The sequence below is a fragment of the Klebsiella ornithinolytica genome (genome assembly GCF_030505655.1).
In the GTDB taxonomy this organism is placed as follows: Bacteria; Pseudomonadota; Gammaproteobacteria; order Enterobacterales; family Enterobacteriaceae; genus Klebsiella; species Klebsiella ornithinolytica.
Genome location: NZ_CP130153.1, coordinates 5,263,334 through 5,289,794 on the forward strand (window position 1 = coordinate 5,263,334; position 26,461 = coordinate 5,289,794).

Below are 26,461 nucleotides of genomic sequence, written 5' to 3' on the forward strand. Positions count from 1 at the left end.
ACATGAAAGTATTAGTGATTGGCAACGGCGGCCGCGAGCACGCGCTGGGATGGAAGGCGGCACAGTCTCCGCTGGTCGACACCGTCTACGTGGCGCCGGGTAACGCCGGCACCGCCCTGGAGCCTGCGCTGCAAAACGTGAATATCGGCGTGACCGATATTCCGGCGCTGCTGGACTTTGCACAGCGCGAAAAGATCGATCTGACCATCGTCGGCCCGGAAGCGCCGCTGGTGATTGGCATTGTCGATGCGTTCCGCGCTGCGGGCCTGAAAATCTTCGGCCCGACCGAAGGCGCCGCCCAGCTGGAAGGCTCAAAAGCCTTTACCAAAGATTTCCTCGCGCGGCATAACATTCCGACCGCGGAATATCAGAACTTCACCGAAGTCGAACCGGCACTGGCCTATCTGCGCGAAAAAGGCGCCCCGATTGTTATCAAGGCGGACGGTCTGGCGGCCGGTAAAGGCGTGATTGTCGCGATGACGCTACAAGAAGCGGAAGAGGCGGTTCAGGATATGCTGGCCGGCAACGCATTTGGCGACGCGGGTCATCGGATCGTGATCGAAGAGTTCCTCGATGGTGAAGAAGCCAGCTTTATCGTCATGGTCGACGGCGAGCACGTCCTGCCGATGGCCACCAGCCAGGACCACAAACGCGTAGGCAATGGCGATACCGGTCCGAATACCGGCGGTATGGGCGCCTACTCACCCGCCCCGGTGGTCACGGATGAGGTGCATCAGCGCACGATGGATCGCATCATTTGGCCAACGGTCAAAGGCATGGCGGCGGAAGGCAATACCTATACCGGTTTCCTGTACGCCGGTCTGATGATCGACAAACAGGGCAATCCAAAAGTCATCGAGTTCAACTGCCGTTTCGGCGATCCGGAAACGCAGCCCATTATGCTGCGTATGAAATCCGATATGGTGGAGCTGTGCCTCGCCGCCTGTGACGGTAAGCTGGATGAGAAAACCTCCGAGTGGGACGATCGCGCCTCGCTTGGCGTGGTGGTTGCCGCAGGCGGCTATCCGGGCAACTACGCCACCGGCGACGAAATCTTCGGCCTGCCGCAGGAAGAAGCGGTGGATGGCAAGGTCTTCCATGCCGGGACGAAGCTTGCCGACGATCAGCGCGTGGTGACTAACGGCGGCCGCGTACTGTGCGTGACGGCATTGGGCGACACCGTAGCCCAGGCGCAGCAGCGTGCCTACGAACTCCTGACCGGTATTCATTGGGAAGGAAGCTTCAGCCGTAGCGATATCGGCTGGCGCGCTATTGCCCGCGAGCAACGCTAGCGTCTGAGCGTAACCTCATAACAGGCCTCATTAACGGGCGGCTTCATTCTGGAGTCGCCCGTTTTTTATCGTCAGCCCGCCAACCTGTCACGGAGGATGTGCGGCTACCCGCCTCAGAGAAGCGTATGGTGGAGGAGGACAGAGGGAATGGTAACCACGCCGATAGCGCAAAGCGTCTCTGACAGGAGGTCAGAAGGTTTTTTCCTGCGGCTGCCAGGTACAGAAGTCTTCGTTGGCCACCAGCAAAAGCTGAGCGCCGTCTGAGGCTTCCAGCCACGCCACGCTCACCTCAACGGAGGAGTGATTCTGGCGGCGTTCAATATGGGCTAAGGCCCGCGCATCCAGATCCGGCTTCACGGTTTGCCCTTCACAGGTCGTCACCGTCTGGTTGGCATGCCAGCGCCCCTGACGCAGAACAACGCGCCCTTGTCGCAATGCGTCGCTGGTCCGGCGAATCTGCGTTGCCCGGTAGCGGTAAAGCGCCACCTGATCGCTGGAAAGCTGCTGTTTTTGTCCGTCCACTTCGCGCTGCATAAAGCTCAGTTCGCCCTGATCATCAAAACGGGCGCGAATGTGTTCCGTCGGTTTGCCGTAGACGTTGAGTTCGATAAGCGTGAGCCGGTCGCCCTGCCAGCGGTATTCGCTGGTTGAAGTGTTGCCGTGACGCCACGGGCTGAAGGCCGCAAGCAGATGCACTTCGCCGTTGGAGTCCAGACGCCAGATACGCATCGCGCCCTGGTTGTCCGCATACCCGCTGGCGGTAAAAGGTGGGACAGAAGAATCATGGCTACAGGCAGAGATCAGCGCGACGCCTGCCAGCATCAATGCGCGACGCCAGATAGACAAAAGGGGCTTTAAGGCCCCTTCGTTAAAACTGTACACTGCCACGCGGTCTTACTTAACTGCGTCTTTCAGTGCTTTACCAGAAACAAACGCCGGCACGTTAGCAGCGGCAATTTTGATTTCGTTACCGGTCTGCGGGTTGCGGCCAGTACGCTCAGCGCGGTGGTTCACTTTGAAGGTACCGAAACCAACCAGTTGAACAGCATCACCTTCTTTCAGAGACTCAGTAATTGCAGCCAGGGTAGATTCCAGGGCAGCTTTTGCCTGTGCTTTGGACAGGTCAGCTTTGTCCGCAATTACATCAATCAGTTGAGTCTTGTTCATAAGTTATCCTTACAATGTGTTTATCGCTTGCTAAGCACCGAGTGCGACGGAAATGCCTGAAAAGCACTCTCCTGCATACACGCACCGATAGCCACTTTTTTTCGCCCTCCAAATGTAGACCAGACGGGGGGCGGAATGGAAGCCTTCAGACGCTACAATTCAGGCGGTAAATCACGTTTTCTGGTCTCACTGCTGAAAATTTATACCGATATTGCTCTCACCGGCTTCACGAAGGTCTGCACGCAGCCCTTTGATCAGTTCAATATCGCGTTCTTCACAGTCGGCCAGCAGGCGGAAAATTTCCCACTGAATATCCCATTCTTGCTCAACCGCCGGGTTCTCTTTGAGCTCTTCATCGGTCATTTCACGACCTGCCTGGGTCATTTCCAGCATCGCGACGGTCGTAATCGAACTCTTGCTCACCTCAATGGCGTGCTCAAGCGTTTCTCCGCTCAGACGCGAATGAATCAGTTCACTCAGAGCAACGCAGGCATCGATAGCCGGGTACACGCCGTACAGATCATAGTCGTCGGCCACCGGAATCGCCTCTTCCAGTTTTTCCAGCTGGCTATCGAAATTCACCTTCGCATCTTTGACGGTCAGAGTTTCCCAAATCAGATCGAGGATACGACGATACAGCTGGCCGTCGGCAAATCCGGTTTGCTGGCAGAACATCGCGTAATTGGGGTACATGCGCTCGCACAAACAGGCCATAAAGGTGACGTGCTGCCAGCTTTCCAGCTTCTCCAGGCGCAGATGAATCGGGTTTTGTAACATGATGAATTCTCGAAGTCAGAAATTAGCCGCAGTGTACCTGAATCAGCGGTGATTTGCTTGCCAACGCACAAATGCCGGACGCCGCGAGGCAACCGCATCGGCCCAGCGCGTAGGCTCCGGCAGGCGGTAGCCCTTGATGCAGCGCTGAACCCATGTCAACGCACTATCGAGCGCCACCCGGTGACCGGTGCTGACAAACAGCGGGTTGCAACGCGCTTTGCTGCGCCAGACCCACGCCAGCTGCTCGTTTTTATCCATCAGCGGCGCCAGCGCTCCCGGCTCATCGCCGGGCAGCATAAACTGACCGCACAGGCGCTTTTTTGCCACGCCAATGGTCGGAACATCCACCAGCAGGCCAAAATGGCTGGCGACGCCCAGGCGCCGGGGATGAGAAATCCCGTGGCCATCGACAAAGAGCAGATCTGGTTTTTGTGCGAGCTGCTGCCATGCCGCCAGCAGCGCGGGCGTTTCACGAAAGGAGAGAAAACCGGGGATATACGGCATGGTGGTGGCAACGCGCGCCACCTGATACTCAACCAGTTCCAGAGATGGATAAGCGAGCAGCACAATAGCCGCCCGCGTCACTTCACCTTCTTGCTCGAAGCCAACGTCCGCACCGCCGATCAGCCGGGGAGGATCCCGATCCAGTCGATCCTCACGAATGACCAACGCGGCCAGCTCCTGCTGCCGTTCGCGTAGCGACGCCAGATCCATATTCGCTCCTTAGCGATGGTATTGCGCCGACAGCCGGTGCACCGCTTCTACAAATACGCCGGCGTGTTCAGGATTCACATCCTGATGGATGCCATGACCGAGGTTGAAGACATGGCCCTCTCCCTGACCAAAGCCGGCCAGTATGGTCGCGACTTCTTCTTCAATACGGCCCGCAGGCGCATAGAGCATGGAAGGGTCCATATTGCCCTGCAGCGCCACTTTGTGACCGACGCGGCGGCGCGCATCGGCGATATCAGTGGTCCAGTCGAGACCCAGCGCATCACAGCCGGTTTCGGCCATCGCTTCCAGCCACTGTCCGCCGCCTTTGGTGAATAAGGTCACCGGTACGCGGCGGCCTTCGTTTTCACGCAGCAGGCCATCAACGATTTTGTGCATGTAATAGAGCGAGAACTGCTGATAATCGCGGCCGGTCAGCACGCCACCCCAGGTATCAAAAATCATCACCGACTGGGCGCCCGCTTTGATTTGCGCGTTCAGGTACAGCGTGACGCTTTTGGCCAGCTTTTCGAGCAGCGCATGCAGCGCCTGCGGGTCGGCATACATCATTTTCTTGATCACAGTGAAGGCCTTGCTACTGCCCCCTTCAACCATATAGGTCGCCAGCGTCCACGGGCTACCGGAGAAACCAATCAGCGGAACCTCGCCTTTTAGTTCGCGGCGAATCGTCCGCACGGCGTTCATCACGTAACCGAGCTCATCTTCCGGATCGGGCACCGGCAGTTTGTCGACATCGGCTTTGCAGGTAATCGTCGAGGTGAAACGTGGGCCTTCGCCGGTTTCGAAATAGAGCCCCAGCCCCATTGCGTCAGGGATGGTCAAAATGTCCGAGAAGAGGATCGCCGCATCCAGCGCATAGCGGCGCAGCGGCTGCAATGTGACTTCGCAGGCCAGCTCGGCGTTTTTACACAGCGACATAAAGTCGCCCGCCTGGGCACGAGTGGCTTTGTACTCCGGTAAATAGCGGCCCGCCTGGCGCATCATCCACACCGGGGTCACATCAACGGGTTGGCGCAGCAGCGCACGCAGATAACGATCGTTCTTCAGTTCGGTCATTTTGCAGTTCCTTAAGCGTCAGGCCGTTATTGTATCACGTCATTCCTCGTCGGCCCGACACATTGCCACGGTGTCTTCTATCAGGCGGCGCGCTACGGTACCCGGCGGCGGCAGCAGCGGTAAATCGTCATAGCGATACCAGCCAGCCTGCAGCAGCTCTTTCTTGTCGATCACAATCTCGCCGCTGTCATATTCCGCCATAAATGCGGTCATCAGCGACTGCGGGAACGGCCACGGCTGTGAGGTCACGTAGCGCAGATTTTTCACCTTCAGACCGCACTCTTCCATCACCTCGCGGGCAACCGCCTGCTCCAGCGTCTCTCCCACTTCGACAAACCCGGCCAGCACCGTATGTACGCCATTGCGATGGCGGGTATGCTGTGCCAGCAAGATAGAATCGTCCCGGCGAATCGCCACGATCATGCAGGGCGCAATTTGCGGGTAATAACGTTCGCGGCAGTGGCTGCATAGCATCGCCCATTCGGTTTTGCTGGGATGCATAGGATGCCCGCAGTAGCCGCAGAATTTATGCGAGCGGTAAAATTCGGCCAGCTGGATCCCGCGTCCCGCCAGTTGAAACAGCCCCGGATCCTGATCCAATAACTGACGCAACGATCCCATATCATGCCGACGATCCTGGCGCACCATCCACACCGCGTCGCCTTGCCATTCGCCAATATGCAGTGCGTGCTGGCCGACAAGATTGAAATTTACCGCTTCGCCATGTGGTAATTCCCCGTCGGGTAACCATAATTTTTGTTCGTGACTGACGATCCACCAGCCGCGATCTAATTTTTCAATAATACGATCCATATCTATTGCACTACCTTCGTTTTACTGGCACTTTTAACATTATATTTACATTTTGGTGAGCAACGTTATTTTCTTAATCTTGCGGAGTCAACCATGTTAAACCAGCTGGAAAACCTAACGGAACGTGTTGGAGGCAGTAATGAACTGGTCGATCGCTGGCTGCATGTACGTAAGCATTTGCTCGTCGCTTACTACAAGCTGGTTGGCCTGAAACCAGGAAAAGAATCCTTTATGCGGCTTAACGAAAAGGCGCTGGATAGCTTTTGCCAAAGCCTGGTGGATTACCTCTCCTCCGGCCATTTTAGTATTTATGAACGTATTCTTGGCGAAATGGAAGGTGATACGCCACTTTTGGCGGCCACCAGACTCTATCCGCAGCTGGAAGCCAATACCCAGCAAATTATGGATTACTACGACTCCTGCCTCGAAAATGCTATCGATCATGATAATTATCTTGAGTTCCAGCAGGCGTTGTCCGATATCGGCGAAGCGCTGGAAGCCCGCTTTGCGCTGGAAGATAAGCTGATCGCCCTCGCCATTTCGTACAACCTGCGGGACAACGTCAGCGACAATATCGCGCCGACTGCTTGAGTTGTGAACCGTTAACGAGTAATTTACAGACATTCTCCCTCTGCGGAGGGAGCGTTATCTTGTCGGAGTGCCTATTTTCCACACTGGAAAAGGCTGAGACCGTTAATTCGGGATCCGCGGAACCTGATCAGGCTAATACCTGCGAAGGGAACAAGAGTAAACTGCAAAGAGCGGCCGTCCCTCAGGGACCAAACGCATCTGTTACTCCATCCGTCGTCTGACAAGCCATCTCCTTTTCATCTGGAATGAGCTATGTCTACAGAAAAACTGACCCGCCGACAGCAGCGCGAACGCGCTCAGCGTTTTATCGACACGCTTGAAGGCTCGGCCTTCCCCAACTCGCAGCGTATCTACATTCAGGGTTCGCAGGATGATATTCGCGTCCCGATGCGTGAAATCCAGCTTAGCCCCACGCTTATCGGCGGCGGCAAAGAAAATCCGCGCTATGAAGATAACGAAGCGATCCCGGTGTACGATACCTCCGGTCCCTACGGCGACCCCAATATCCCGATCGATGTCCACCAGGGTCTGGCAAAGCTGCGCCAGCCGTGGATTGACGCGCGTAACGATAGCGAACCGCTGAGCCATCGCAGCTCCGCTTACTCCCAGCAACGCCTGGCTGATGACGGCCTTGACGGGCTGCGCTTCAGCCGCCTGCTGACGCCAAAGCGGGCCAGAGCCGGCCGCCGCGTGACTCAGCTCCACTACGCCCGCCGGGGCCTCGTCACGCCGGAGATGGAGTTTATCGCCCTCCGCGAAAATATGGGCCGCGAGCGCATTCGTAGCGAAGTGCTGCGCCACCAGCACCCGGGAGAAGGGTTCGGCGCCCATCTGCCGGACAACATCACGCCGGAGTTTGTCCGCGACGAGGTGGCTGCCGGGCGCGCCATTATTCCCGCCAATATTAACCATCCCGAGTCGGAGCCGATGATCATCGGCCGTAATTTTCTGGTCAAAGTTAACGCCAATATCGGCAACTCCGCCGTCACCTCGTCCATTGAGGAGGAGGTCGAAAAGCTGGTGTGGTCAACCCGCTGGGGAGCGGATACGGTGATGGATCTCTCCACCGGCCGCTATATCCACGAAACCCGCGAGTGGATCCTGCGCAACAGTCCGGTGCCTATCGGTACGGTGCCGATCTATCAGGCGCTGGAAAAGGTCAACGGCATTGCCGAAGACCTGAGCTGGGAAGCCTTTCGCGACACCCTGCTGGAACAGGCGGAGCAAGGCGTTGACTACTTCACCATCCACGCCGGCGTCCTGTTGCGCTACGTGCCGCTGACCGCCAGACGCCTCACCGGTATTGTCTCCCGCGGCGGTTCGATCATGGCGAAATGGTGCCTGTCTCACCATCAGGAAAACTTCCTCTATCAGCACTTCCGCGAAATTTGTGAAATCTGCGCCGCCTATGACGTTTCGCTTTCGCTCGGCGACGGTCTGCGCCCGGGTTCGATCCAGGACGCCAACGATGAAGCGCAGTTTGCCGAGCTGCGAACCTTAGGCGAGCTGACGAAAATCGCCTGGGAGTACGACGTGCAGGTGATGATTGAAGGCCCGGGTCACGTGCCGATGCAGATGATCCGCCGCAACATGACCGAAGAGCTGGAGCACTGTCACGAAGCGCCGTTCTATACCCTCGGGCCGTTAACCACCGATATCGCTCCCGGCTACGATCACTTCACCTCCGGCATTGGCGCCGCGATGATCGGCTGGTTTGGCTGCGCGATGCTCTGCTACGTCACGCCGAAAGAGCACCTCGGGCTGCCGAATAAAGAGGACGTGAAGCAGGGGCTGATTACCTACAAAATCGCCGCCCACGCCGCCGACCTCGCCAAAGGCCATCCCGGGGCGCAGATCCGCGATAACGCCATGTCCAAAGCGCGTTTTGAGTTCCGCTGGGAGGATCAGTTCAACCTCGCCCTCGACCCGTTCACCGCCCGCGCCTGGCACGATGAAACCCTGCCGCAGGAGTCGGGAAAAGTCGCCCACTTCTGCTCCATGTGCGGACCCAAATTCTGTTCAATGAAAATCAGCCAGGAAGTGCGCGACTACGCCGCCCGCCAGGATATCGAAAGCGGAATGGCCGATATGTCGCAGAACTTCCGCGCTCGCGGCGGCGAAATCTATTTACGTAAGGAGCAAGCCTGATGTATCAACCCGATTTTCCGTCCGTCCCGTTCCGTTTAGGCCTCTATCCGGTTGTTGATAGCGTGGTATGGATTGAGCGCCTGCTGAAAGCCGGCGTGCGTACCCTTCAGCTGCGCATCAAAGATAAGCGCGACAGCGACGTTGAGGACGATGTGATCGCCGCTATCGCGCTCGGTCGTCAATATCATGCCCGGCTGTTTATCAACGACTACTGGCAGCTGGCCATTAAGCATCAGGCCTACGGCGTGCATCTGGGCCAGGAGGACCTGGAAACGACGGACCTGAGCGCGATCCGCAACGCCGGCCTGCGTCTTGGGGTCTCGACCCATGACGATATGGAGATCGACGTTGCGCTGGCCGCACGCCCCTCCTATATCGCCCTGGGCCACGTTTTTCCTACGCAAACCAAACAGATGCCTTCCGCCCCTCAGGGGCTGGAACAGCTTGCCCGCCATATCCAGCGTCTGGAAGATTATCCGACGGTGGCGATCGGCGGCATCAGCCTCGAACGCGCGCCGGCGGTACTGGGTACCGGCGTTGGCAGCATTGCCGTGGTCAGCGCAATCACCCAGGCGGCGGACTGGCAGCAGGCTACCGCGCAACTGCTGACGATCGCGGGAGCCGGTGATGAATGACAATGATTTTATGCGCTATAGCCGCCAGCTGCTGCTGGAGGATATCGCCATCGAAGGGCAGCAAAAGCTGCTGGCCAGCCGGGTATTGATCGTCGGTCTCGGCGGGCTGGGCTCGCCTGCTGCGCTGTACCTGGCCGGGGCCGGTGTCGGCACGCTGGTGCTGGCCGATGACGACGACGTGCACGTCAGCAACCTACAGCGGCAAATTCTGTTCACCAGCGATGATATCGCGCAACCCAAAACCACGGCCGCCAGAGCAAGGCTCGCTCGTCTCAACCCGCAAATTGGACTGATTGCGCTGAAGCAGCGGTTAGGCGGAAAGGCCCTGCTGGATGAAGTGGCGAAGGCCGATGTGGTACTGGATTGCACCGATAATATGGTGACCCGCCAGGCGATCAATGCCGCCTGCGTCGCCCTTGCAACACCGTTGATTACCGCCAGCGCCGTCGGGCTGGGAGGCCAGCTGATGGTACTGACGCCGCCGTGGGAACAGGGCTGCTATCGCTGCCTGTGGCCGGATGCTAACGAACCCGAACGCAACTGTCGTACGGCGGGCATTATCGGCCCGGTAGTCGGCATGATGGGTACCCTGCAGGCGCTGGAGGCTATCAAGCTGCTCAGCGGCATGGCAACGCCGCGTAATACTTTGCGGTTGTTCGATGCCCGCACCAGCAGCTGGCGCGCACTTGCATTACAGCGGGCTCAGGGTTGTCCAGTATGTGGAGGGCAGCATGCAGGTGTGGTTTAACGATGAACCGTTGCAGTGCGCCGAAGCGACATCCGTCGCCGCCCTGCTCACTCAGCTGGAACAGCATCAGCCGGGCGTCGCGCTGGCGCTCAATCAACACATCCTGCCGCGCGAGCGGTGGGAACACCATCTTCTGCAGGAAGGCGACCAAATCCTGCTTTTTCAGGTTATCGCCGGAGGCTGACATGTTACGTATTGCGGATAAAACATTTGAATCACATCTTTTCACCGGTACCGGTAAATTCGCCGCTCCCGACGTGATGGTGGAGGCCATTCGCGCCTCCGGCAGTCAGCTGGTGACGCTGGCAATGAAGCGCGTCGATTTACGTCAGCATAATGACGCTATCCTCGCACCGCTACTGGCGGCTGGCGTGAGCCTGCTGCCCAATACCTCCGGGGCCAAAACGGCAGAAGAAGCCGTATTTGCCGCCCGTCTGGCGCGGGAAGCGCTGGGTACCCACTGGCTGAAGCTGGAAATCCATCCGGACGCGCGCTGGCTGCTCCCCGATCCGATTGAAACGCTGAAAGCGGCAGAAATTCTGGTACGGGAAGGCTTTGTGGTGCTGCCCTACTGCGGCGCCGATCCGGTACTGTGCAAGCGTCTGGAAGAGGCGGGCTGCGCGGCGGTGATGCCACTCGGCGCGCCGATCGGTTCCAACCAGGGGCTGGAAACCAGAGCGATGCTGGAAATTATTATCGAGCAGGCCACGGTACCTGTGGTGGTTGATGCCGGTATTGGCGTGCCGAGCCATGCAGCTCAGGCGCTGGAAATGGGTGCCGACGCGGTACTGGTGAATACCGCCATCGCCGTCGCCGACGACCCGGTCACCATGGCCCGGGCTTTCCGCCTGGCGATTGATGCCGGATTGCTGGCGCGACAGGCTGGCCCGGGGACGCGCAGCGCGCAGGCGCAGGCCACCAGCCCACTGACCGGCTTTCTGGAGGCGCTGGTATGAATACCTTCACTGACCGCTGGCGGCAGCTGGACTGGGACGATATTCGCCTGCGTATCAACAGTAAAACCCCCGCCGACGTTGAACGCGCCCTGGCGGCAAAACAGCTCAGCCGCGACGATATGATGGCCCTGCTCTCTCCTGCCGCCGCGGGTTATCTGGAGCCGCTGGCGCAGCGTGCGCAGCGCCTGACTCGCCAGCGTTTTGGTAATACCGTCAGCTTTTATGTCCCGCTGTATCTCTCTAATCTGTGCGCCAACGATTGTACCTACTGCGGTTTCTCAATGAGTAACCGTATCAAGCGCAAGACTCTGGATGAGGTGGAAATTGCCCGTGAATGCGCGGCGATCCGCGAAATGGGCTTTGAGCATCTGCTGCTGGTGACCGGCGAACATCAAAGCAAAGTCGGCATGGACTATTTTCGCCAGCATCTGCCCGCGATTCGCCGCCAGTTCGCCTCGCTGCATATGGAGGTCCAGCCGCTGGCGATGGCGGAGTATGCCGAGCTGAAAACCCTCGGGCTGGACGGCGTGATGGTCTATCAGGAGACCTATCATGAAAGTATGTATGCGAAACATCATCTGAAAGGCAAAAAGCAGGATTTTTTCTGGCGACTGGATACGCCGGACAGGCTTGGAGAGGCGGGAATTGATAAGATTGGCCTTGGCGCATTAATTGGCCTCTCCGACAGCTGGCGCGTGGATTGCTTTATGGTGGCGGAACATCTGCTGTGGCTCCAGCAACGCTACTGGCGCAGCCGCTACTCCATCTCCTTTCCGCGATTACGCCCTTGCGCCGGGGGCATCGAGCCCGCCTCATTAATGGATGAACGGCAGCTGGTGCAAACCATTTGCGCCTTCCGCCTGCTGGCCCCGGAAGTGGAGCTCTCGCTCTCCACCCGTGAATCCCCCTGGTTCCGCGATCGGGTGATCCCGCTGGCCATCAACAACGTCAGTGCATTTTCGAAAACGCAGCCCGGCGGGTATGCCGATAACCATCCGGAGCTGGAGCAGTTCGCGCCTCACGATGACCGTCGCCCGGAAGAGGTTGCCAGCGCGCTGGTAGCCAGCGGACTGCAGCCGGTATGGAAAGACTGGGATAGCTGGCTGGGACGCGCTTCCCGCTCATCATGATGAGGAATGTAACGTCGTAAACGTTCTTCGTGGACGATCGTAATGAGAGAAACGGGAGATTGTGGTCATATTTCCGTTTCTCTATTCTGCCCTGGTCAGCAGCGGATGCTGACCAGGGCGAAACTTCTCTTCCTCATTTCCGCCCTGCTTCATCGCATTCATAGCTCTCACGATCGAAGATAAATCCCATCCTCCCGCTGGCCACAGTTATAATTAACCAGGCAACATCTGATTCGCTTGCCAGGCATTGCGACTAATCCTGCGCTTCTTCCCATGGAAAAAACCTTCTGGAACGATTTAAAACACATGGCTCGTCACAGTAGAAAGCTCTCTTTTACTATGCCAATTCTTATTGGCTTTGCCGGGATTTTACTCAGCTTTTTGCTGATCGCCGTATTCGTCACCACGACGCAGAGACAGAACTTTCTCGAGGACTATCACCACGTTAATCGCAATTTCACCCATAACCTGGCCGTGAACTATACGGAATCGCTGCTGCGTGGAAATGATTATATCCTCGCCAGGGCAACCAAGTTCTTTGCGAACAACGATAAGTTAAATCAGGCCATTAATATCGATCCGCAAGGTGGGTTGCAGGAATTAATGCAGCTGCAGGAGCTGATGCCAACCGTCTCTTCTATTTCGCTGGCGGATACCCAGGGCCATTACCTCCGGGCGCCTGAAGTGCTGGAAAATGATAACAGCCGCGCCTTCGATCCGAAGTCCAGACCGTGGTTTATCAAACAGGCGGAGGCCAGCACGTTCAGCCACTATACCAGTCCCTATCTGGATTTCTTTACACAGCATCCGACCATTACGCTCTACAAACCGGTCATCTCACCGGAAGGCCGGCTCAAAGGCAGCCTCGCATTTCATCTGGATCTGACCTCAATGGGATACGCTTTACGCCAGATGGTCGCACCTGTTCAGGGCGAGTTTTTCGTCGTGCAGCGCGACGGGAAAGTCGTACTCCATCCGGATACCGGCGCGCTTTTTAAACCCTATGTCCGCGACGATCTCATGGACAAAATGACCAGCGCCGAGGGTCAGCTGTATGACGAGAAAAAGGGCATCTGGTATTACTATTATTCGTTCACCAATCCAGACTGGTTTGTCATCTACCGCGTGGATAACACCACGCTGGTCGATTTAACCCGGTATGAAACCGATATCGTGCTTTGGGGGTTTGCCCTGGCCGCCATTGTGATTATTCTCTTTGGCCTCTATCTGCGCCACGCATCCCACACGGTGCTGATGAATATCATCAACGCGATTAAAACCGGCGACGTTAACCGTGCTCCGCGGCTGGAAGCGATGCTGAGTAAAGCCATCGAAAGTAATAAACAGCGCGAACTGATCTATGTCCGCCAGGCTACCATCGATGCGCTCACCGGCTGTAAAAACCGCCGCGCCTTCGACAGCGATACCGCCGCGCTAATGAACGATCATCAACCTTTCGCGCTGGCCCTGGTCGATATCGATAACTTCAAATCGATTAACGACACCTGGGGTCACCTCAACGGCGATATTGTTTTACGCAACGTCGCACGTGAAGGACTGCAAATCCTGCAACCTCAGAATATTTCACTCTACCGCTATGGCGGCGAAGAGTTTGCCGTGATTTTCACCGGCGAGCATATTGCCAATGCGCCGGCGATACTGGAAAGCTGGCGACTCAACATTGCCCAACGCACCTGGCGTGAAGAAGGACTGATGGTAACCTTCAGCGCGGGCCTGGGCGAATGGAATATGGAGCCTCTGGAGCAGCTAGTGGTGAGCGTTGATGAAGCGCTTTATAAAGCCAAGCAGCAGGGCAAAAACCGTATCGTCCGCGCTTAAAACCACCTGCATCTGCAGGCCCGTCAGCCCGGATTTTACTGTTTTCAACCCTAAAACCGAAACCGGTTTCATTATTTTGTGATGCCTTACACACAATCACGGCAAAGCGGTTGTCGTGTCTGTCGGCCCGCGATAAAGATGATGCATCAAGGGAACATAAGGGCCATCAACTATGAAGAATATCGTTTTATGCTGCGCCGCTGGAATGTCCACCAGCATGCTGGTTCAACGCATGCAGGCCGCGGCACAACAGAAAGGTGTGGAAGTCTCCATCAAAGCCGTACCGGTTGCCGAGTTTAAAGATAATCTTGCTACTGCCGATATTATCCTGCTCGGTCCTCAGGTGAAGTACGAGCAAGCTAAGCTCCAGGCGCTGGCCGACCCGTTTGGTAAAAAAGTCGCCGTTATCGATATGATGGATTACGGCATGATGAAAGGCGATGCTGTTCTCGATAAAGCCCTGAAGTTGATGGAGTAAGTCATGGAAGATTTAGAAACGATCATTATGGAGCTGTTGGTGAATGCGGGTTCTGCCCGCAGTTCGGCATTAACGGCTCTGCAGCTGGCCCGCAAAGGTGATTTTGCGGCTTCTGAGCAGGCAATGGCAGAATCACATGAGTTTGTGAAGCATGCGCATAAAATCCAGACCCAGCTCATCGGTCTCGATGAAGGCACAGGTAAGCTGCCGGTGAACCTGATTACCGTTCACTCCCAGGATCATCTGATGAATGCCATGGTGATACAGGATCTGGCAACCGATATGATTGAACTGTATCGTCGCACCGCGTAGTCAATAAACGCAGTGAATAGCAGGTGCCCGCCAGGCACCTGCTTTTTTTATTACAAGAAGCCGTAAAGCGCGGCGAAGACCCAGCCAAACACGCACGAAACGCTGACGCCAATGAGCCCCGGCAGAATAAAGCTATGGTTAATCACAAAGCGGCCGATATGCGTCGTCCCTGAGCGATCGAACTGAATCGCCGCCAGGTCGCTCGGGTAGGTTGGCAGAATATAATAGCCATAGCAGGCTGGCGCGGAGGCGACAATGTAGGCCGGATCGACGCCAATCGCCAGCGCCACCGGGACAATCGCCGCCAGCGCTGCGGCCTGGGAATTGACAAACTTGGAGACCAGCAGCAGTACGATGGCATAGGCCCACGGATACTCCTTCACCATTTCGCCGAGCACGCCTTTAATCTCCGTCATGTGCGCGCCGAACATCGTTTCCGCCATCCAGGCAATACCGTACACAGCCACAATGGCGATCATCCCCGAGCGGAAAACCTCATTCTTAGAAATCGACGCCGGGTTAGTTTTGGTGATGATGATGATGAGTGCGCCGGAGAGCAGCATGAACATCTGAATCACCAGTACCATCGACAGCGGCTTGCCGTTGAATGCCGGGCGCAGTTCGGAGAAGGCCCCCAGAACGGCAACCACGGCAATCGACGCCAGGAAGATCCACATGGCGACCCAGTTACTGGTCGGCAGTTTTCGATCCAGCAGCGTTGCCGTATCGCCATAAACATAATGACGGTTTTCCGGCGTTGAGATGAAAGCCTGAAACGCGTCGTCTTTATCTAAGTCTTTACCGCGAAACCAGCTAAAAATACCGATTGCCAGAATCCCCAGCAGCGTAGAGGGAATGGTAATAGCCAGCAGATCGAGAAATTCGAGATGCTTACCGTTGAAGGTAAAGTTGCCCAGCATCGCCACCAGTGACACCACCGCTACGGACACCGGACTGGCGATAATCCCCATCTGTGCGCCAATGGAGCTGGCCGCCATCGGGCGCTCGGGACGAATATTGTTCTTGATAGCGACGTCATAAATAATCGGCAAAATCGTATAAACCACGTGGCCGGTGCCGCAAAGAATGGTCAGCGTACAGGTGACGAAAGGAGCCACAATGGAGACATATTTTGGATTGCGCCGCAGAAGTTTCTCAGCGATCTGCAGCATCACATCTAACCCGCCGGAAGCCTGAAGCGTCGCCGAAGCGGCAACAACCGCAATAATCACCAGCATCACATCAACCGGTGGCTTACCCGGCTGAAGATGAAAGACAAAGACCAAAATAACCAGCCCGATACCGCCTAAAAGACCCAGTGCGATACCGCCCTTTCTGGCACCATAAAAGAGACAAATTAAGATAATGATGAGTTGTATTGCGAATTCCATGCATCCCCCAGCCCCTGGCTATAAAATCAAAAGACTTATCTTCTGCTGCCGTATTATTTAGCCATCTCCCGCATCGCGTTTTACGGGTATAAACCGCCCTCCTCGGCTTTATGAACCCGAAGATAAAAGAAAAAGTAATCACATGATTAATTGGACTTTTTGACTATATCGCCTTTGATTTGCTGATTTTTTGATACGTGTAGAATTTTTACCCATCAATAAGTGTGGGTATTAAGAAAAAACAGCCAGCCAACTTTTATATGAATTGTTTGCTGCTTAATTGAGGGGGAAATATTAATGGAATGTAATTCATTATGAGGGGACGGAAGCGGATATTATCGTGGCAGATGTCGGGATAATAAAAAAGCCAGTCAGGAGACCTGACTGGCTTTTTAAGCGTAGCGTCAACGATTAATCGTTGTCGGAACCGCCCAGACCTGCGTTCAGCAGTTCTGCCAGGTTAGCAGAAGCTTCTTCCACGCTCACCTGAGGTGCTGCAGGCTGTTCGCCCGCGGCGCGGCGGCGCATACGATCCTGGTGGTACGCATAGCCGGTACCCGCCGGGATCAAACGACCGACGATAACGTTCTCTTTCAGGCCGCGCAGTTCGTCGCGTTTGCCCGCAACGGCTGCTTCGGTCAGGACACGCGTGGTCTCCTGGAACGATGCGGCAGAGATGAACGACTCGGTTGCCAGAGACGCTTTGGTGATACCCAGCAGGTCGCGGGAGTAAGTCGCCGCCACTTTGCCGTTCGCTTCCAGATCGCGGTTAGCAATCTTGACGCGGGAGTATTCAACCTGTTCGCCTTCCAGGAAGTCGGAGCTACCTGCGCTTTCGATGGTCGCTTTGCGCAGCATCTGACGAACGATAACTTCGATGTGCTTATCGTTAATCTTAACGCCTTGCAGACGGTAAACGTCCTGTACTTCGTTGGTGATATAACGCGTTACCGCGTGTACGCCACGAAGACGCAGAATGTCGTGCGGTGCTTCCGGACCGTCGGAAACCACATCACCACGTTCTACACGTTCACCTTCGAACACGTTCAGCTGACGCCATTTCGGAATCATCTCTTCGTACGGATCGCTGCCGTCTAACGGAGTGATAACCAGACGACGTTTGCCTTTGGTTTCTTTACCGAAGGAAATGATACCGCTGATTTCCGCCAGGATCGCCGGCTCTTTCGGACGACGTGCTTCGAACAGGTCCGCAACGCGCGGCAGACCACCGGTGATGTCCTTGGTACCGCTGGATTCCTGAGGAATACGCGCCAGAGCGTCACCCGCACTGATCTGTACGCCATCTTCCAGCTGGACAATCGCTTTGCCCGGCAGGAAGTACTGAGCAGGCATATCGGTACCTGGGATCAGAACGTCGTTGCCCTGAGCATCAACAATTTTCAGCGCTGGACGCAGATCTTTACCGCCCGCGGTACGTTCTGCAGAATCCAGAACAACCAGGGATGACAGACCGGTTAATTCGTCGGTCTGACGGGTAATGGTCTGGCCGTCAATCATGTCAGTAAAGCGGATGAAACCACTAACTTCAGAGATAACCGGCATGGTGTGCGGATCCCAGTTTGCCACGGTTTCACCGCCGGCAACCTGCTCGCCATCGCCTTTCGCCATAACGGCGCCGTAAGGCACTTTATAGCTTTCTTTAGTACGACCGAATTCGTCGATCAGCTTCAGTTCGGTGTTACGCGAGGTCACAACCAGCTTGCCAGCGGAGTTCACAACCGACTTGGCATTAGACAGCTTGATGCTACCCTTGTTTTTCACCTGAATGCTGGATTCAGCAGCCGCACGAGATGCCGCACCACCGATGTGGAACGTACGCATCGTCAGCTGTGTACCCGGCTCACCGATGGACTGTGCCGCGATAACGCCGATTGCTTCACCTTTGTTGATGATGTGGCCACGCGCCAGGTCACGACCGTAGCAGTGCGCACATACACCAAAGTCGGTGTCACAGGATACAACGGAACGCACTTTGACGGAGTCAACGGAGTTCTCTTCCAGCAGGTCACACCAGTGCTCGTGCAGCAGCGTGTTGCGTGGAACCAGAATGTCCGCGGTACCCGGCTTCAGAACGTCTTCAGCGGTCACACGACCCAGTACGCGATCGCGCAGCGGCTCTTTAACATCGCCACCCTCGATAACCGGGGTCATGGTGATGCCTTCCAGGGTGCCACAGTCATCTTCAGTAACAACCAGATCCTGGGCAACGTCAACCAGACGACGGGTCAGGTAACCGGAGTTCGCTGTTTTCAGTGCGGTATCCGCCAGACCTTTACGCGCACCGTGAGTAGAGATGAAGTACTGGAGTACGTTCAGACCTTCACGGAAGTTCGCGGTGATTGGCGTTTCGATGATGGAGCCATCCGGCTTCGCCATCAGACCACGCATACCCGCCAGCTGACGAATCTGTGCCGCAGAACCACGCGCACCGGAGTCGGCCATCATGTAGATGCTGTTGAAGGAAACCTGCTGCTCTTCGACGCCGTCACGGTTAATCACGGTTTCGGTTTGCAGGTTATCCATCATCGCTTTGGATACACGATCGTTCGCCGCAGCCCAGATATCGATAACTTTGTTATAGCGTTCGCCCGCGGTAACCAGACCGGACTGGAACTGTTCCTGGATCTCAGCAACTTCGGCTTCCGCCTCAGAGATGATCTCGTGTTTTTTCTCCGGGATGACCATGTCATCAATACCAACGGATGCACCTGAACGCGCTGCATAAGCAAAGCCGGTGTACATCGTCTGGTCCGCAAAAATAACGGTCGGTTTCAGGCCCAGAATACGGTAGCAGGTATTCAGCATCTTAGAGATGGCTTTCTTACCCAGCGCCTGGTTCACGATAGAGAACGGCAGACCTTTCGGCACGATCATCCACAGAATCGCACGGCCAACGGTCGTGTCTTTCAGGCTGGTTTTCGCAACGAACTGGCCGTTTTCATCTTTTTCGTATTCGGTGATACGCACTTTAACGCGCGCATGCAGAGAGGCCAGACCGGCGCGATAAATACGCTCCGCTTCTTTCGGGCCAGTCAGCACCATGCCTTCGCCTTTGGCGTTAACACAGTCACGGGTCATGTAGTACAGACCCAGTACAACGTCCTGAGACGGAACGATGATTGGTTCGCCGTTCGCCGGGGACAGGATGTTGTTGGTAGACATCATCAGCGCACGCGCTTCCAGCTGGGCTTCCAGCGTCAGCGGTACGTGAACAGCCATCTGGTCACCATCGAAGTCGGCGTTATAGGCCGCACAAACCAGCGGGTGCAGCTGGATAGCTTTACCTTCGATCAGTACCGGTTCAAATGCCTGGATACCCAAACGGTGCAGGGTTGGTGCACGGTTCAGCAGTACCGGGTGTTCGCGGATAACTTCGTCCAGGATATCCCAGACAACCGCTTCTTCGCGCTCAACCATTTTCTTCGCGGCTTTGATGGTGGTGGCCAGGCCACGCAGTTCCAGCTTGCCGTAAATGAACGGTTTGAACAGCTCCAGCGCCATTTTCTTCGGCAGACCGCACTGATGCAGACGCAGGTATGGACCTACGGTGATAACAGAACGACCGGAGTAGTCAACACGCTTACCGAGCAGGTTCTGACGGAAACGACCCTGTTTACCTTTGATCATGTCGGCCAAAGATTTCAGAGGACGCTTGTTAGAACCGGTGATCGCACGACCGCGACGACCGTTATCCAGCAGGGCATCAACCGCTTCCTGCAGCATACGTTTTTCGTTGCGTACGATGATATCCGGCGCAGCCAGATCCAGCAGACGTTTCAGACGGTTGTTACGGTTAATGACGCGACGATACAGATCGTTCAGGTCAGAAGTCGCGAAACGACCACCATCCAGCGGTACCAGCGGACGCAGATCTGGCGGCAGAACCGGCAGAACGGTCAGGATCATCCACTCCGGCTTGTTGCCAGACTGAACGAACGCTTCCAGCAGCTTGATACGCTTGGTCAGCTTTTTACGTTTGGTTTCGGAGTTAGTTTCGTTCAGCTCTTCACGCAGCTGCTCGCACTCTTGCTCCAGATCCATGCTTTTCAGCAGGGCCTGAATAGCTTCCGCACCCATCTTCGCATCGAATTCGTCACCAAACTCTTCCAGCGCATCCAGATACTGCTCTTCAGTCAGGATCTGATTACGTTCCAGGTTGGTCATCCCGCCTTCGATAACCACATAGGATTCGAAGTACAGAACACGTTCGATATCGCGCAGCGGCATATCCAGCAGCAGGCCGATACGGGACGGCAGCGATTTCAGGAACCAAATGTGGGCGGTCGGAGAGGCCAGTTCGATGTGGCCCATGCGCTCACGACGCACTTTGGTCTGGGTCACTTCAACGCCGCACTTCTCACAGATAACACCACGGTGTTTCAGGCGCTTGTACTTACCGCACAGGCACTCGTAATCTTTTACCGGCCCAAAGATACGGGCGCAGAAAAGGCCGTCACGCTCTGGTTTGAACGTACGGTAGTTAATGGTTTCCGGCTTTTTAACTTCACCAAAAGACCATGAACGGATCATGTCTGGCGATGCCAGAGCAATTTTGATCGCATCAAACTCTTCGGTTTTAGTTTGCGCTTTCAGAAACTTTAATAAGTCTTTCACGGATTTGCTCCCGTCGGAGTTAGCACAATCTGGCGCCGGGGGTTACCCCGGCACCAGTGACCTGTTTGAGCGAGAGTTACTCGTCTTCCAGTTCGATGTTGATGCCCAGCGAGCGAATCTCTTTCAACAGTACGTTGAAGGATTCCGGCATGCCCGGTTCCATCTGATGGTTGCCGTCCACGATGTTTTTATACATCTTGGTACGACCGTTGACGTCATCAGACTTAACGGTGAGCATTTCCTGCAGGGTGTATGCCGCGCCATAAGCTTCCAGCGCCCACACTTCCATCTCACCGAAGCGCTGACCACCGAACTGAGCCTTACCACCCAGCGGCTGCTGAGTAACCAGGCTGTAAGAACCGGTAGAACGCGCATGCATTTTGTCATCAACCAGGTGGTTCAGTTTCAGCATGTACATGTAGCCAACGGTAACCTGGCGCTCGAATTGCTCACCGGTACGACCGTCGAACAGAGTGATCTGACCGGAAGTCGGCAGGCCACCCAGCTGTAACAGTTCCTTGATTTCAGACTCTTTCGCACCGTCGAAGACCGGCGTTGCGATCGGCATACCTTTTTTCAGGTTTTCAGCAAGACGCAGAACTTCATCATCGGTGAAGGTATTCAGATCGACCTTCTGACGAACATCGGTACCCAGGTCATACGCTTTCTGGATGAACTCGCGCAGTTTGGCGACTTCCTGCTGCTGTTTGAGCATCGCGTTGATTTTCTCACCGATACCTTTCGCAGCCATACCCAGGTGGGTTTCCAGAATCTGACCGATGTTCATACGAGATGGTACGCCCAGCGGGTTCAGTACGATGTCGACCGGCGTACCGTTTTCATCGTAAGGCATATCTTCGATCGGGTTGATCTTAGAAATAACACCCTTGTTACCGTGACGACCTGCCATTTTGTCACCCGGCTGAATCTGACGTTTAACGGCCAGATACACTTTAACAATCTTCAGCACGCCCGGTGCCAGATCGTCGCCCTGAGTGATTTTGCGGCGTTTCGCTTCGAGTTTTTTCTCGAACTCGTGTTTCAGTTCGTCGTACTGCTCAGCCAGCTGTTCCAGCTGATTTTGTTTCTCTTCGTCGGTCAGGCCCAGTTCCAGCCAGCGATCGCGCGGCAGCTTGTCGAGCTTCTCAGCTTCAACACCACCGGCAACCAGCACCGCGTAGATACGACCAAACAGGCCAGCTTCGAGGATCTGCAGTTCTTCAGACAGGTCTTTTTTGGCCTGCTTCAGCTGCATCTCTTCGATTTCCAGCGCACGTTTGTCTTTTTCCACGCCATCGCGGGTGAAGACCTGAACGTCGATAACAGTACCGGAAACACCGTTTGGTACGCGCAGAGAAGAGTCTTTAACGTCAGACGCTTTCTCGCCGAAGATCGCACGCAGCAGTTTCTCTTCTGGCGTCAGCTGGGTTTCACCTTTCGGCGTGACCTTACCAACCAGAATGTCGCCGCCGGTCACTTCTGCACCGATGTAAACAATACCGGATTCATCCAGTTTAGAGAGCGCAGCTTCACCCACGTTCGGGATATCAGCGGTGATCTCTTCCGGCCCCAGCTTGGTGTCACGTGACACACAGGCCAGTTCCTGAATATGAATCGTGGTGAAACGATCTTCCTGAACCACACGCTCGGAGACGAGGATGGAGTCTTCGAAGTTGTAGCCGTTCCACGGCATGAACGCTACGCGCATGTTCTGACCGAGAGCCAGTTCACCGAGGTCGGTGGACGGACCGTCTGCCAGCACGTCGCCGCGCTCAATTGGCTCACCCAGGGACACGCAAGGCATCTGGTTGATGCAGGTGTTCTGGTTAGAACGGGTGTACTTGGTCAGGTTATAGATGTCGATACCTGCTTCGCCCGGGTACATCTCGTCTTCGTTAACTTTGATAACGATACGGGATGCATCGACGTACTGTACGGTACCGCCACGCTTAGCAACTGCAGTAACACCGGAGTCGACGGCAACAGCACGTTCCATACCGGTACCCACCAGCGGCTTATCAGCGCGCAGAGTCGGAACCGCCTGACGTTGCATGTTCGCACCCATCAATGCACGGTTGGCGTCATCGTGTTCCAGGAACGGGATCAGTGACGCACCGACAGAAACCACCTGCTGGGTGGAAACGTCCATGTAGTCAACCTGATCGCGGCTGAACAAGCTGGATTCGCCTTTGCTACGGCAGGTAACCAGGTCTTCTACAAAGTGGCCTTCGTCATCCAGGTTGGAGTTCGCCTGAGCGATAACGTAGTTGCCTTCTTCGATAGCAGACAGGTAGTGAATTTCGTCGGTCACAACACCGTCGGTCACTTTACGATACGGAGTCTCGAGGAAGCCGTATTCGTTAGTCTGTGCGTACACGGACAGGGAGTTGATCAGACCGATGTTCGGACCTTCAGGCGTTTCGATTGGACATACGCGACCGTAGTGAGTCGGGTGTACGTCTCGAACTTCAAAGCCCGCACGTTCGCGGGTCAGGCCGCCTGGGCCGAGTGCGGAGATACGACGTTTGTGCGTAATCTCGGACAGCGGGTTGTTCTGGTCCATAAACTGAGACAGCTGGCTGGAACCAAAGAACTCTTTCACTGCCGCAGAAATCGGCTTGGCGTTGATCATATCCTGAGGCATCAGGGTATCCAGATCGCCCAGAGACAGACGCTCTTTCACCGCACGCTCAACACGTACCAGGCCAACGCGGAACTGGTTTTCCGCCATTTCGCCTACGGAACGGATACGACGGTTGCCGAGGTGGTCGATATCATCGACTTCGCCTTTACCGTTACGGATATCGATGAGCTTCTTCATCACTTCGATGATGTCGTCTTTGCTCAGGATACCGGAACCTTCGATTTCGTCACGCAGCAGAGAACGGTTGAACTTCATACGACCTACCGCAGACAGATCGTAGCGGTCTTCGGAGAAGAACAGGTTCTCAAACAGGCTTTCAGCCGCTTCACGAGTCGGCGGCTCACCCGGGCGCATCATGCGGTAGATTTCAACCAGCGCGCTCAGACGATCGTTAGTTGGGTCGACGCGTACAGTTTCAGAAATGTACGGACCGTGGTCCAGATCGTTGGTGAACAGAGTCTCGATGCGCTTGTGACCGGACTGGCTCAGCTTCGCCAGCAGATCCAGGCTCAGCTCCATGTTCGCCGGGCAGATCAGTTCGCCAGTAGCTTCATCGATATAATCTTTGGCCGCAACTTTACCCGCAATATATTCCACCGGAACTTCGATATGCTTGATATCGTCTTTTTCCAGCTGACGGATATGGCGAGCGGTAATGCGACGGGCTTTCTCGACGTAGACTTTGCCGTTCGCTTCGATGTCGAAGGAAGCCGTTTCACCGCGCAGACGCTCCGGAACCAGTTCCATCTGCAGCTTGTTGTCGCGAATTTCAAAGACCACTTTCTCGAAGAACAGGTCAAGGATCTGCTCAGTGGTGTAATTCAGCGCGCGCAGGATGATGGTGGCCGGCAGCTTACGACGACGGTCGATACGGACAAACAGGTTGTCTTTCGGATCGAACTCGAAGTCCAGCCAGGAACCGCGGTAAGGAATAATACGTGCGTTATACAGGACCTTACCGGAAGAGTGAGTCTTACCTTTGTCAGAGTCAAAGAAGACGCCCGGGCTACGGTGCAGCTGAGAAACGATAACACGTTCAGTACCGTTGATAACAAAGGTACCGTTGTCGGTCATGAGCGGAATTTCGCCCATGTAGACTTCTTGTTCTTTAATGTCTTTAACGGTGCCTTCCGGCGCTTCACGCTCGTAGATCACCAGACGCAGTTTAACGCGCAGCGGTGCCGAGTAGGTCACGCCACGGATCTGACATTCTTTAACATCAAAAACAGGTTCGCCCAGACGGTAGCTGACGTATTGCAGCTCAGAGTTACCGCTGTAGCTTTTAATCGGGAACACGGAACGGAAAGCTGCTTCCAGACCGTACTGCCCTTCAGGATCTTGCTCGATAAACTTCTGAAACGAGTCAAGCTGGATGGAAAGGAGATAAGGTATGTCCAGAACCTGCGGACGTTTACCAAAATCCTTACGAATACGTTTTTTCTCGGTATAGGAGTAAACCATAGGGTTCCTCAGCTCGCTGACAAGTCGACCCGTCTGCCCAAATAAGGCAGTTTTTTATGCAACACTATTTTGTGGACCGGAAAATGGAACACTTTCCGCAATGCCTGTTTCTATCACGCTTAAACCATTTCGTTGCGATTTACACAGCTCAGGGGCCCTGACCTGTCGCAGTATATTAAGTCGTCTATAGAAACAAGCATTGAAAGGACAACCCAGTAGTCAAACAGCGTGAAACGCTACTGGTGCCTTACAGCGCAAAAAGGCTGGTGACCAAAAAGTCACCAGCCTCAGCCTGATTTCTCAGGCTGCAACCGGAAGGGTTGGCTTATTTGACTTCAACTTCAGCGCCAGCTTCTTCCAGAGATTTTTTCAGAGCTTCAGCGTCGTCTTTGCTGATGCCTTCTTTCAGTGCAGCCGGTGCAGATTCTACCAGGTCTTTAGCTTCTTTCAGACCCAGGCCAGTTGCGCTACGTACTGCTTTGATAACAGCAACTTTGTTAGCGCCTGCAGCTTTCAGAATTACGTCGAATTCAGTTTTTTCTTCAGCAGCTTCAGCCGGGCCAGCAGCTACAGCTACAGCAGCAGCAGCGGAAACACCGAATTTTTCTTCCATTGCAGAGATCAGCTCAACAACGTCCATTACGGACATAGCGGATACTGCTTCAATGATTTGATCTTTAGTGATAGACATTTAAATTGTTCCTGAATATCAGAATAAGTTTATACGTAAGCGAGCGCTTTATAAAGATAACTGCGATTAAGCAGCTTCTTTCGCATCGCGTACAGCAGCCAGAGTGCGAACCAGTTTGCCAGCCGAAGCTTCTTTCATGGTTGCCATCAGGCGTGCAATTGCTTCTTCGTAGGTCGGCAGAGTTGCCAGGCGGTCGATTTGCGACGCCGGGATCAGCTCACCTTCAAAGGCTGCAGCTTTGACCTCAAATTTTGCATTCGCTTTCGCGAACTCTTTGAACAGACGAGCAGCAGCGCCCGGGTGTTCCATAGAGTATGCAATCAGGGTCGGACCAACAAACGTGTCTTTCAGGCACTCAAACTGAGTACCTTCAACGACGCGGCGCAGCAGGGTGTTACGAACAACACGCATGTAAACGCCAGCTTCACGACCTGCTTTACGCAGTTCAGTCATTTTATCCACAGTAACGCCACGGGAATCCGCAACTACTGCAGACAGCGCACCTTTGGCTACTTCGCTGACTTCAGCAACAATCGCTTGTTTGTCTTGAAGATTTAAAGCCATTAGCTTTGCTCCTGGATGTTTGCCAGAGCTTATGCTCTGGAACTCACTTCACTCTTTCCAACGAAAGAGCGTCTTTAATACGGTGAGCAGAAACAAGCCAGAGTATCCAAAAAATAATCTTAGCGTTCTGTCACCGTCTACGCAGGGGATTAAGTTTCTGACGAAACACCTGCGGTCTTCGACGGAGGCCTGGATAGGCCAGGCTCCAACGAACAAATTCTTCCTATGACTTCGTCCTTCGAACCGCAGCGGCGTTAGCTGCTCTCGCTCACACCGGTCATGTAGTTAACTACACTCCCGGTGATTCACTCGATTGCTGCCTTGCTACAATTCAAATGACTCGCATAGCGTCTGTCTTATTGACAGAATCGTGGGGGTAGAATTGTAGACAAATCCACCGC

At 55.1% G+C, this 26,461-nt stretch carries 22 protein-coding genes and 1 riboswitch; of the genes, 11 read left to right on the plus strand and 11 right to left on the minus strand.

What is annotated here, in order from left to right; all coding sequences use genetic code 11:
• The first annotated feature begins 2 nt into the window (after nt 1-2).
• Complete coding sequence (gene purD / locus Q1L34_RS24880) at nt 3-1,292, plus strand: phosphoribosylamine--glycine ligase (protein ID WP_015585383.1); 1,290 nt, start codon at nt 3-5, stop codon at nt 1,290-1,292.
• Nucleotides 1,293-1,481: 189 nt separating this feature from the next.
• Here purD and Q1L34_RS24885 read toward each other — a convergent pair whose 3' ends face one another.
• From Q1L34_RS24885 to nudC, 6 genes are all read right to left on the minus strand, one after another.
• Nucleotides 1,482-2,174: a DUF1481 domain-containing protein gene (locus Q1L34_RS24885; protein WP_088912190.1), complete on the minus strand. Its 693-nt coding sequence runs from the start codon at nt 2,172-2,174 to the stop codon at nt 1,482-1,484.
• Nucleotides 2,175-2,186: 12 nt separating this feature from the next.
• Nucleotides 2,187-2,459, minus strand: coding sequence for a nucleoid-associated protein HU-alpha (gene hupA / locus Q1L34_RS24890; protein WP_004097675.1), 273 nt, complete (start codon nt 2,457-2,459; stop codon nt 2,187-2,189).
• A gap of 186 nt (nt 2,460-2,645) precedes the next feature.
• Nucleotides 2,646-3,236 (minus strand): YjaG family protein, encoded by a 591-nt coding sequence (locus Q1L34_RS24895; protein ID WP_004118446.1) that lies wholly within the window; start codon nt 3,234-3,236, stop codon nt 2,646-2,648.
• Nucleotides 3,237-3,278: 42 nt separating this feature from the next.
• On the minus strand, nt 3,279-3,950 hold the full coding sequence (gene nfi, locus Q1L34_RS24900) for a deoxyribonuclease V (protein WP_086817456.1): 672 nt from the start codon (nt 3,948-3,950) through the stop codon (nt 3,279-3,281).
• Between the two features lie 9 nt (nt 3,951-3,959).
• A complete protein-coding gene (hemE, locus tag Q1L34_RS24905; protein ID WP_004118444.1) occupies nt 3,960-5,024 on the minus strand; it encodes a uroporphyrinogen decarboxylase in 1,065 nt (354 codons plus the stop codon).
• 39 nt (nt 5,025-5,063) lie between these two features.
• Nucleotides 5,064-5,837, minus strand: a complete 774-nt coding sequence (nudC, locus tag Q1L34_RS24910) for an NAD(+) diphosphatase (protein WP_004118443.1) — start codon at nt 5,835-5,837, stop codon at nt 5,064-5,066.
• Nucleotides 5,838-5,930: 93 nt separating this feature from the next.
• On the opposite strand from nudC, the gene Q1L34_RS24915 reads away from it, so the two are divergent.
• From Q1L34_RS24915 to Q1L34_RS24960, 10 genes are all read left to right on the plus strand, one after another.
• Nucleotides 5,931-6,428, plus strand: a complete 498-nt coding sequence (locus Q1L34_RS24915; RefSeq protein ID WP_004118442.1) for an Rsd/AlgQ family anti-sigma factor — start codon at nt 5,931-5,933, stop codon at nt 6,426-6,428.
• Between the two features lie 53 nt (nt 6,429-6,481).
• Nucleotides 6,482-6,595, plus strand: a riboswitch (TPP riboswitch).
• Between the two features lie 85 nt (nt 6,596-6,680).
• Nucleotides 6,681-8,576, plus strand: coding sequence for a phosphomethylpyrimidine synthase ThiC (gene thiC, locus Q1L34_RS24920; protein WP_004118441.1), 1,896 nt, complete (start codon nt 6,681-6,683; stop codon nt 8,574-8,576).
• Nucleotides 8,576-9,211 carry a thiamine phosphate synthase gene (gene thiE / locus Q1L34_RS24925; RefSeq protein WP_015585385.1) on the plus strand — a complete coding sequence of 212 codons (636 nt, stop codon included), beginning with the start codon at nt 8,576-8,578 and terminating at the stop codon, nt 9,209-9,211. Before thiC ends, thiE begins: the two co-directional genes overlap by 1 nt.
• Nucleotides 9,204-9,959 carry a HesA/MoeB/ThiF family protein gene (locus Q1L34_RS24930; RefSeq protein WP_044346568.1) on the plus strand — a complete coding sequence of 252 codons (756 nt, stop codon included), beginning with the start codon at nt 9,204-9,206 and terminating at the stop codon, nt 9,957-9,959. The genes thiE and Q1L34_RS24930 overlap by 8 nt, the downstream gene beginning before the upstream one ends.
• Nucleotides 9,943-10,143 carry a sulfur carrier protein ThiS gene (thiS, locus tag Q1L34_RS24935; RefSeq protein WP_004118436.1) on the plus strand — a complete coding sequence of 67 codons (201 nt, stop codon included), beginning with the start codon at nt 9,943-9,945 and terminating at the stop codon, nt 10,141-10,143. Before Q1L34_RS24930 ends, thiS begins: the two co-directional genes overlap by 17 nt.
• A gap of 1 nt (nt 10,144) precedes the next feature.
• Nucleotides 10,145-10,915, plus strand: coding sequence for a thiazole synthase (thiG, locus tag Q1L34_RS24940; protein WP_004118434.1), 771 nt, complete (start codon nt 10,145-10,147; stop codon nt 10,913-10,915).
• Nucleotides 10,912-12,045 carry a 2-iminoacetate synthase ThiH gene (gene thiH, locus Q1L34_RS24945; protein WP_137056261.1) on the plus strand — a complete coding sequence of 378 codons (1,134 nt, stop codon included), beginning with the start codon at nt 10,912-10,914 and terminating at the stop codon, nt 12,043-12,045. The genes thiG and thiH overlap by 4 nt, the downstream gene beginning before the upstream one ends.
• 306 nt (nt 12,046-12,351) lie before the next feature.
• Nucleotides 12,352-13,884, plus strand: a complete 1,533-nt coding sequence (locus Q1L34_RS24950) for a sensor domain-containing diguanylate cyclase (RefSeq protein ID WP_162661779.1) — start codon at nt 12,352-12,354, stop codon at nt 13,882-13,884.
• 217 nt (nt 13,885-14,101) lie between these two features.
• On the plus strand, nt 14,102-14,362 hold the full coding sequence (locus tag Q1L34_RS24955) for a PTS sugar transporter subunit IIB (RefSeq protein WP_472387572.1): 261 nt from the start codon (nt 14,102-14,104) through the stop codon (nt 14,360-14,362).
• Between the two features lie 3 nt (nt 14,363-14,365).
• Nucleotides 14,366-14,674: a PTS lactose/cellobiose transporter subunit IIA gene (locus Q1L34_RS24960; RefSeq protein ID WP_004118423.1), complete on the plus strand. Its 309-nt coding sequence runs from the start codon at nt 14,366-14,368 to the stop codon at nt 14,672-14,674.
• A 50-nt stretch (nt 14,675-14,724) separates the two neighbouring features.
• Here the strand turns inward: Q1L34_RS24960 and Q1L34_RS24965 are convergent, their stop codons facing one another.
• The 5 genes from Q1L34_RS24965 to rplJ all read right to left on the minus strand — a co-directional run bounded on the left by Q1L34_RS24965 (nt 14,725) and on the right by rplJ (nt 26,060).
• On the minus strand, nt 14,725-16,065 hold the full coding sequence (locus tag Q1L34_RS24965) for an anaerobic C4-dicarboxylate transporter (protein ID WP_004118421.1): 1,341 nt from the start codon (nt 16,063-16,065) through the stop codon (nt 14,725-14,727).
• Between the two features lie 411 nt (nt 16,066-16,476).
• Nucleotides 16,477-20,700, minus strand: coding sequence for a DNA-directed RNA polymerase subunit beta' (rpoC, locus tag Q1L34_RS24970; protein ID WP_015585387.1), 4,224 nt, complete (start codon nt 20,698-20,700; stop codon nt 16,477-16,479).
• A gap of 76 nt (nt 20,701-20,776) precedes the next feature.
• A complete protein-coding gene (rpoB, locus tag Q1L34_RS24975) occupies nt 20,777-24,805 on the minus strand; it encodes a DNA-directed RNA polymerase subunit beta (RefSeq protein WP_004118418.1) in 4,029 nt (1,342 codons plus the stop codon).
• Nucleotides 24,806-25,130: 325 nt separating this feature from the next.
• Nucleotides 25,131-25,496: a 50S ribosomal protein L7/L12 gene (rplL, locus tag Q1L34_RS24980; RefSeq protein ID WP_004118416.1), complete on the minus strand. Its 366-nt coding sequence runs from the start codon at nt 25,494-25,496 to the stop codon at nt 25,131-25,133.
• Between the two features lie 66 nt (nt 25,497-25,562).
• Nucleotides 25,563-26,060 (minus strand): 50S ribosomal protein L10, encoded by a 498-nt coding sequence (gene rplJ, locus Q1L34_RS24985; protein WP_001207203.1) that lies wholly within the window; start codon nt 26,058-26,060, stop codon nt 25,563-25,565.
• Nucleotides 26,061-26,461 lie beyond the last annotated feature (401 nt).

Coding starts and splice junctions, on each gene's coding strand:
- purD (WP_015585383.1), top strand. CDS start 3: ATGAAAGTATTAGTGATTGGCAACGGCGGCCGCGAGCACGCGCTGGGA.
- hupA (WP_004097675.1), bottom strand. CDS start 2,459: ATGAACAAGACTCAACTGATTGATGTAATTGCGGACAAAGCTGACCTG.
- Q1L34_RS24895 (WP_004118446.1), bottom strand. CDS start 3,236: ATGTTACAAAACCCGATTCATCTGCGCCTGGAGAAGCTGGAAAGCTGG.
- nfi (WP_086817456.1), bottom strand. CDS start 3,950: ATGGATCTGGCGTCGCTACGCGAACGGCAGCAGGAGCTGGCCGCGTTG.
- hemE (WP_004118444.1), bottom strand. CDS start 5,024: ATGACCGAACTGAAGAACGATCGTTATCTGCGTGCGCTGCTGCGCCAA.
- nudC (WP_004118443.1), bottom strand. CDS start 5,837: ATGGATCGTATTATTGAAAAATTAGATCGCGGCTGGTGGATCGTCAGT.
- Q1L34_RS24915 (WP_004118442.1), top strand. CDS start 5,931: ATGTTAAACCAGCTGGAAAACCTAACGGAACGTGTTGGAGGCAGTAAT.
- thiC (WP_004118441.1), top strand. CDS start 6,681: ATGTCTACAGAAAAACTGACCCGCCGACAGCAGCGCGAACGCGCTCAG.
- thiE (WP_015585385.1), top strand. CDS start 8,576: ATGTATCAACCCGATTTTCCGTCCGTCCCGTTCCGTTTAGGCCTCTAT.
- Q1L34_RS24930 (WP_044346568.1), top strand. CDS start 9,204: ATGAATGACAATGATTTTATGCGCTATAGCCGCCAGCTGCTGCTGGAG.
- thiS (WP_004118436.1), top strand. CDS start 9,943: ATGCAGGTGTGGTTTAACGATGAACCGTTGCAGTGCGCCGAAGCGACA.
- thiG (WP_004118434.1), top strand. CDS start 10,145: ATGTTACGTATTGCGGATAAAACATTTGAATCACATCTTTTCACCGGT.
- thiH (WP_137056261.1), top strand. CDS start 10,912: ATGAATACCTTCACTGACCGCTGGCGGCAGCTGGACTGGGACGATATT.
- Q1L34_RS24950 (WP_162661779.1), top strand. CDS start 12,352: ATGGCTCGTCACAGTAGAAAGCTCTCTTTTACTATGCCAATTCTTATT.
- Q1L34_RS24955 (WP_472387572.1), top strand. CDS start 14,102: ATGCTGGTTCAACGCATGCAGGCCGCGGCACAACAGAAAGGTGTGGAA.
- Q1L34_RS24960 (WP_004118423.1), top strand. CDS start 14,366: ATGGAAGATTTAGAAACGATCATTATGGAGCTGTTGGTGAATGCGGGT.
- Q1L34_RS24965 (WP_004118421.1), bottom strand. CDS start 16,065: ATGGAATTCGCAATACAACTCATCATTATCTTAATTTGTCTCTTTTAT.
- rpoB (WP_004118418.1), bottom strand. CDS start 24,805: ATGGTTTACTCCTATACCGAGAAAAAACGTATTCGTAAGGATTTTGGT.
- rplL (WP_004118416.1), bottom strand. CDS start 25,496: ATGTCTATCACTAAAGATCAAATCATTGAAGCAGTATCCGCTATGTCC.
- rplJ (WP_001207203.1), bottom strand. CDS start 26,060: ATGGCTTTAAATCTTCAAGACAAACAAGCGATTGTTGCTGAAGTCAGC.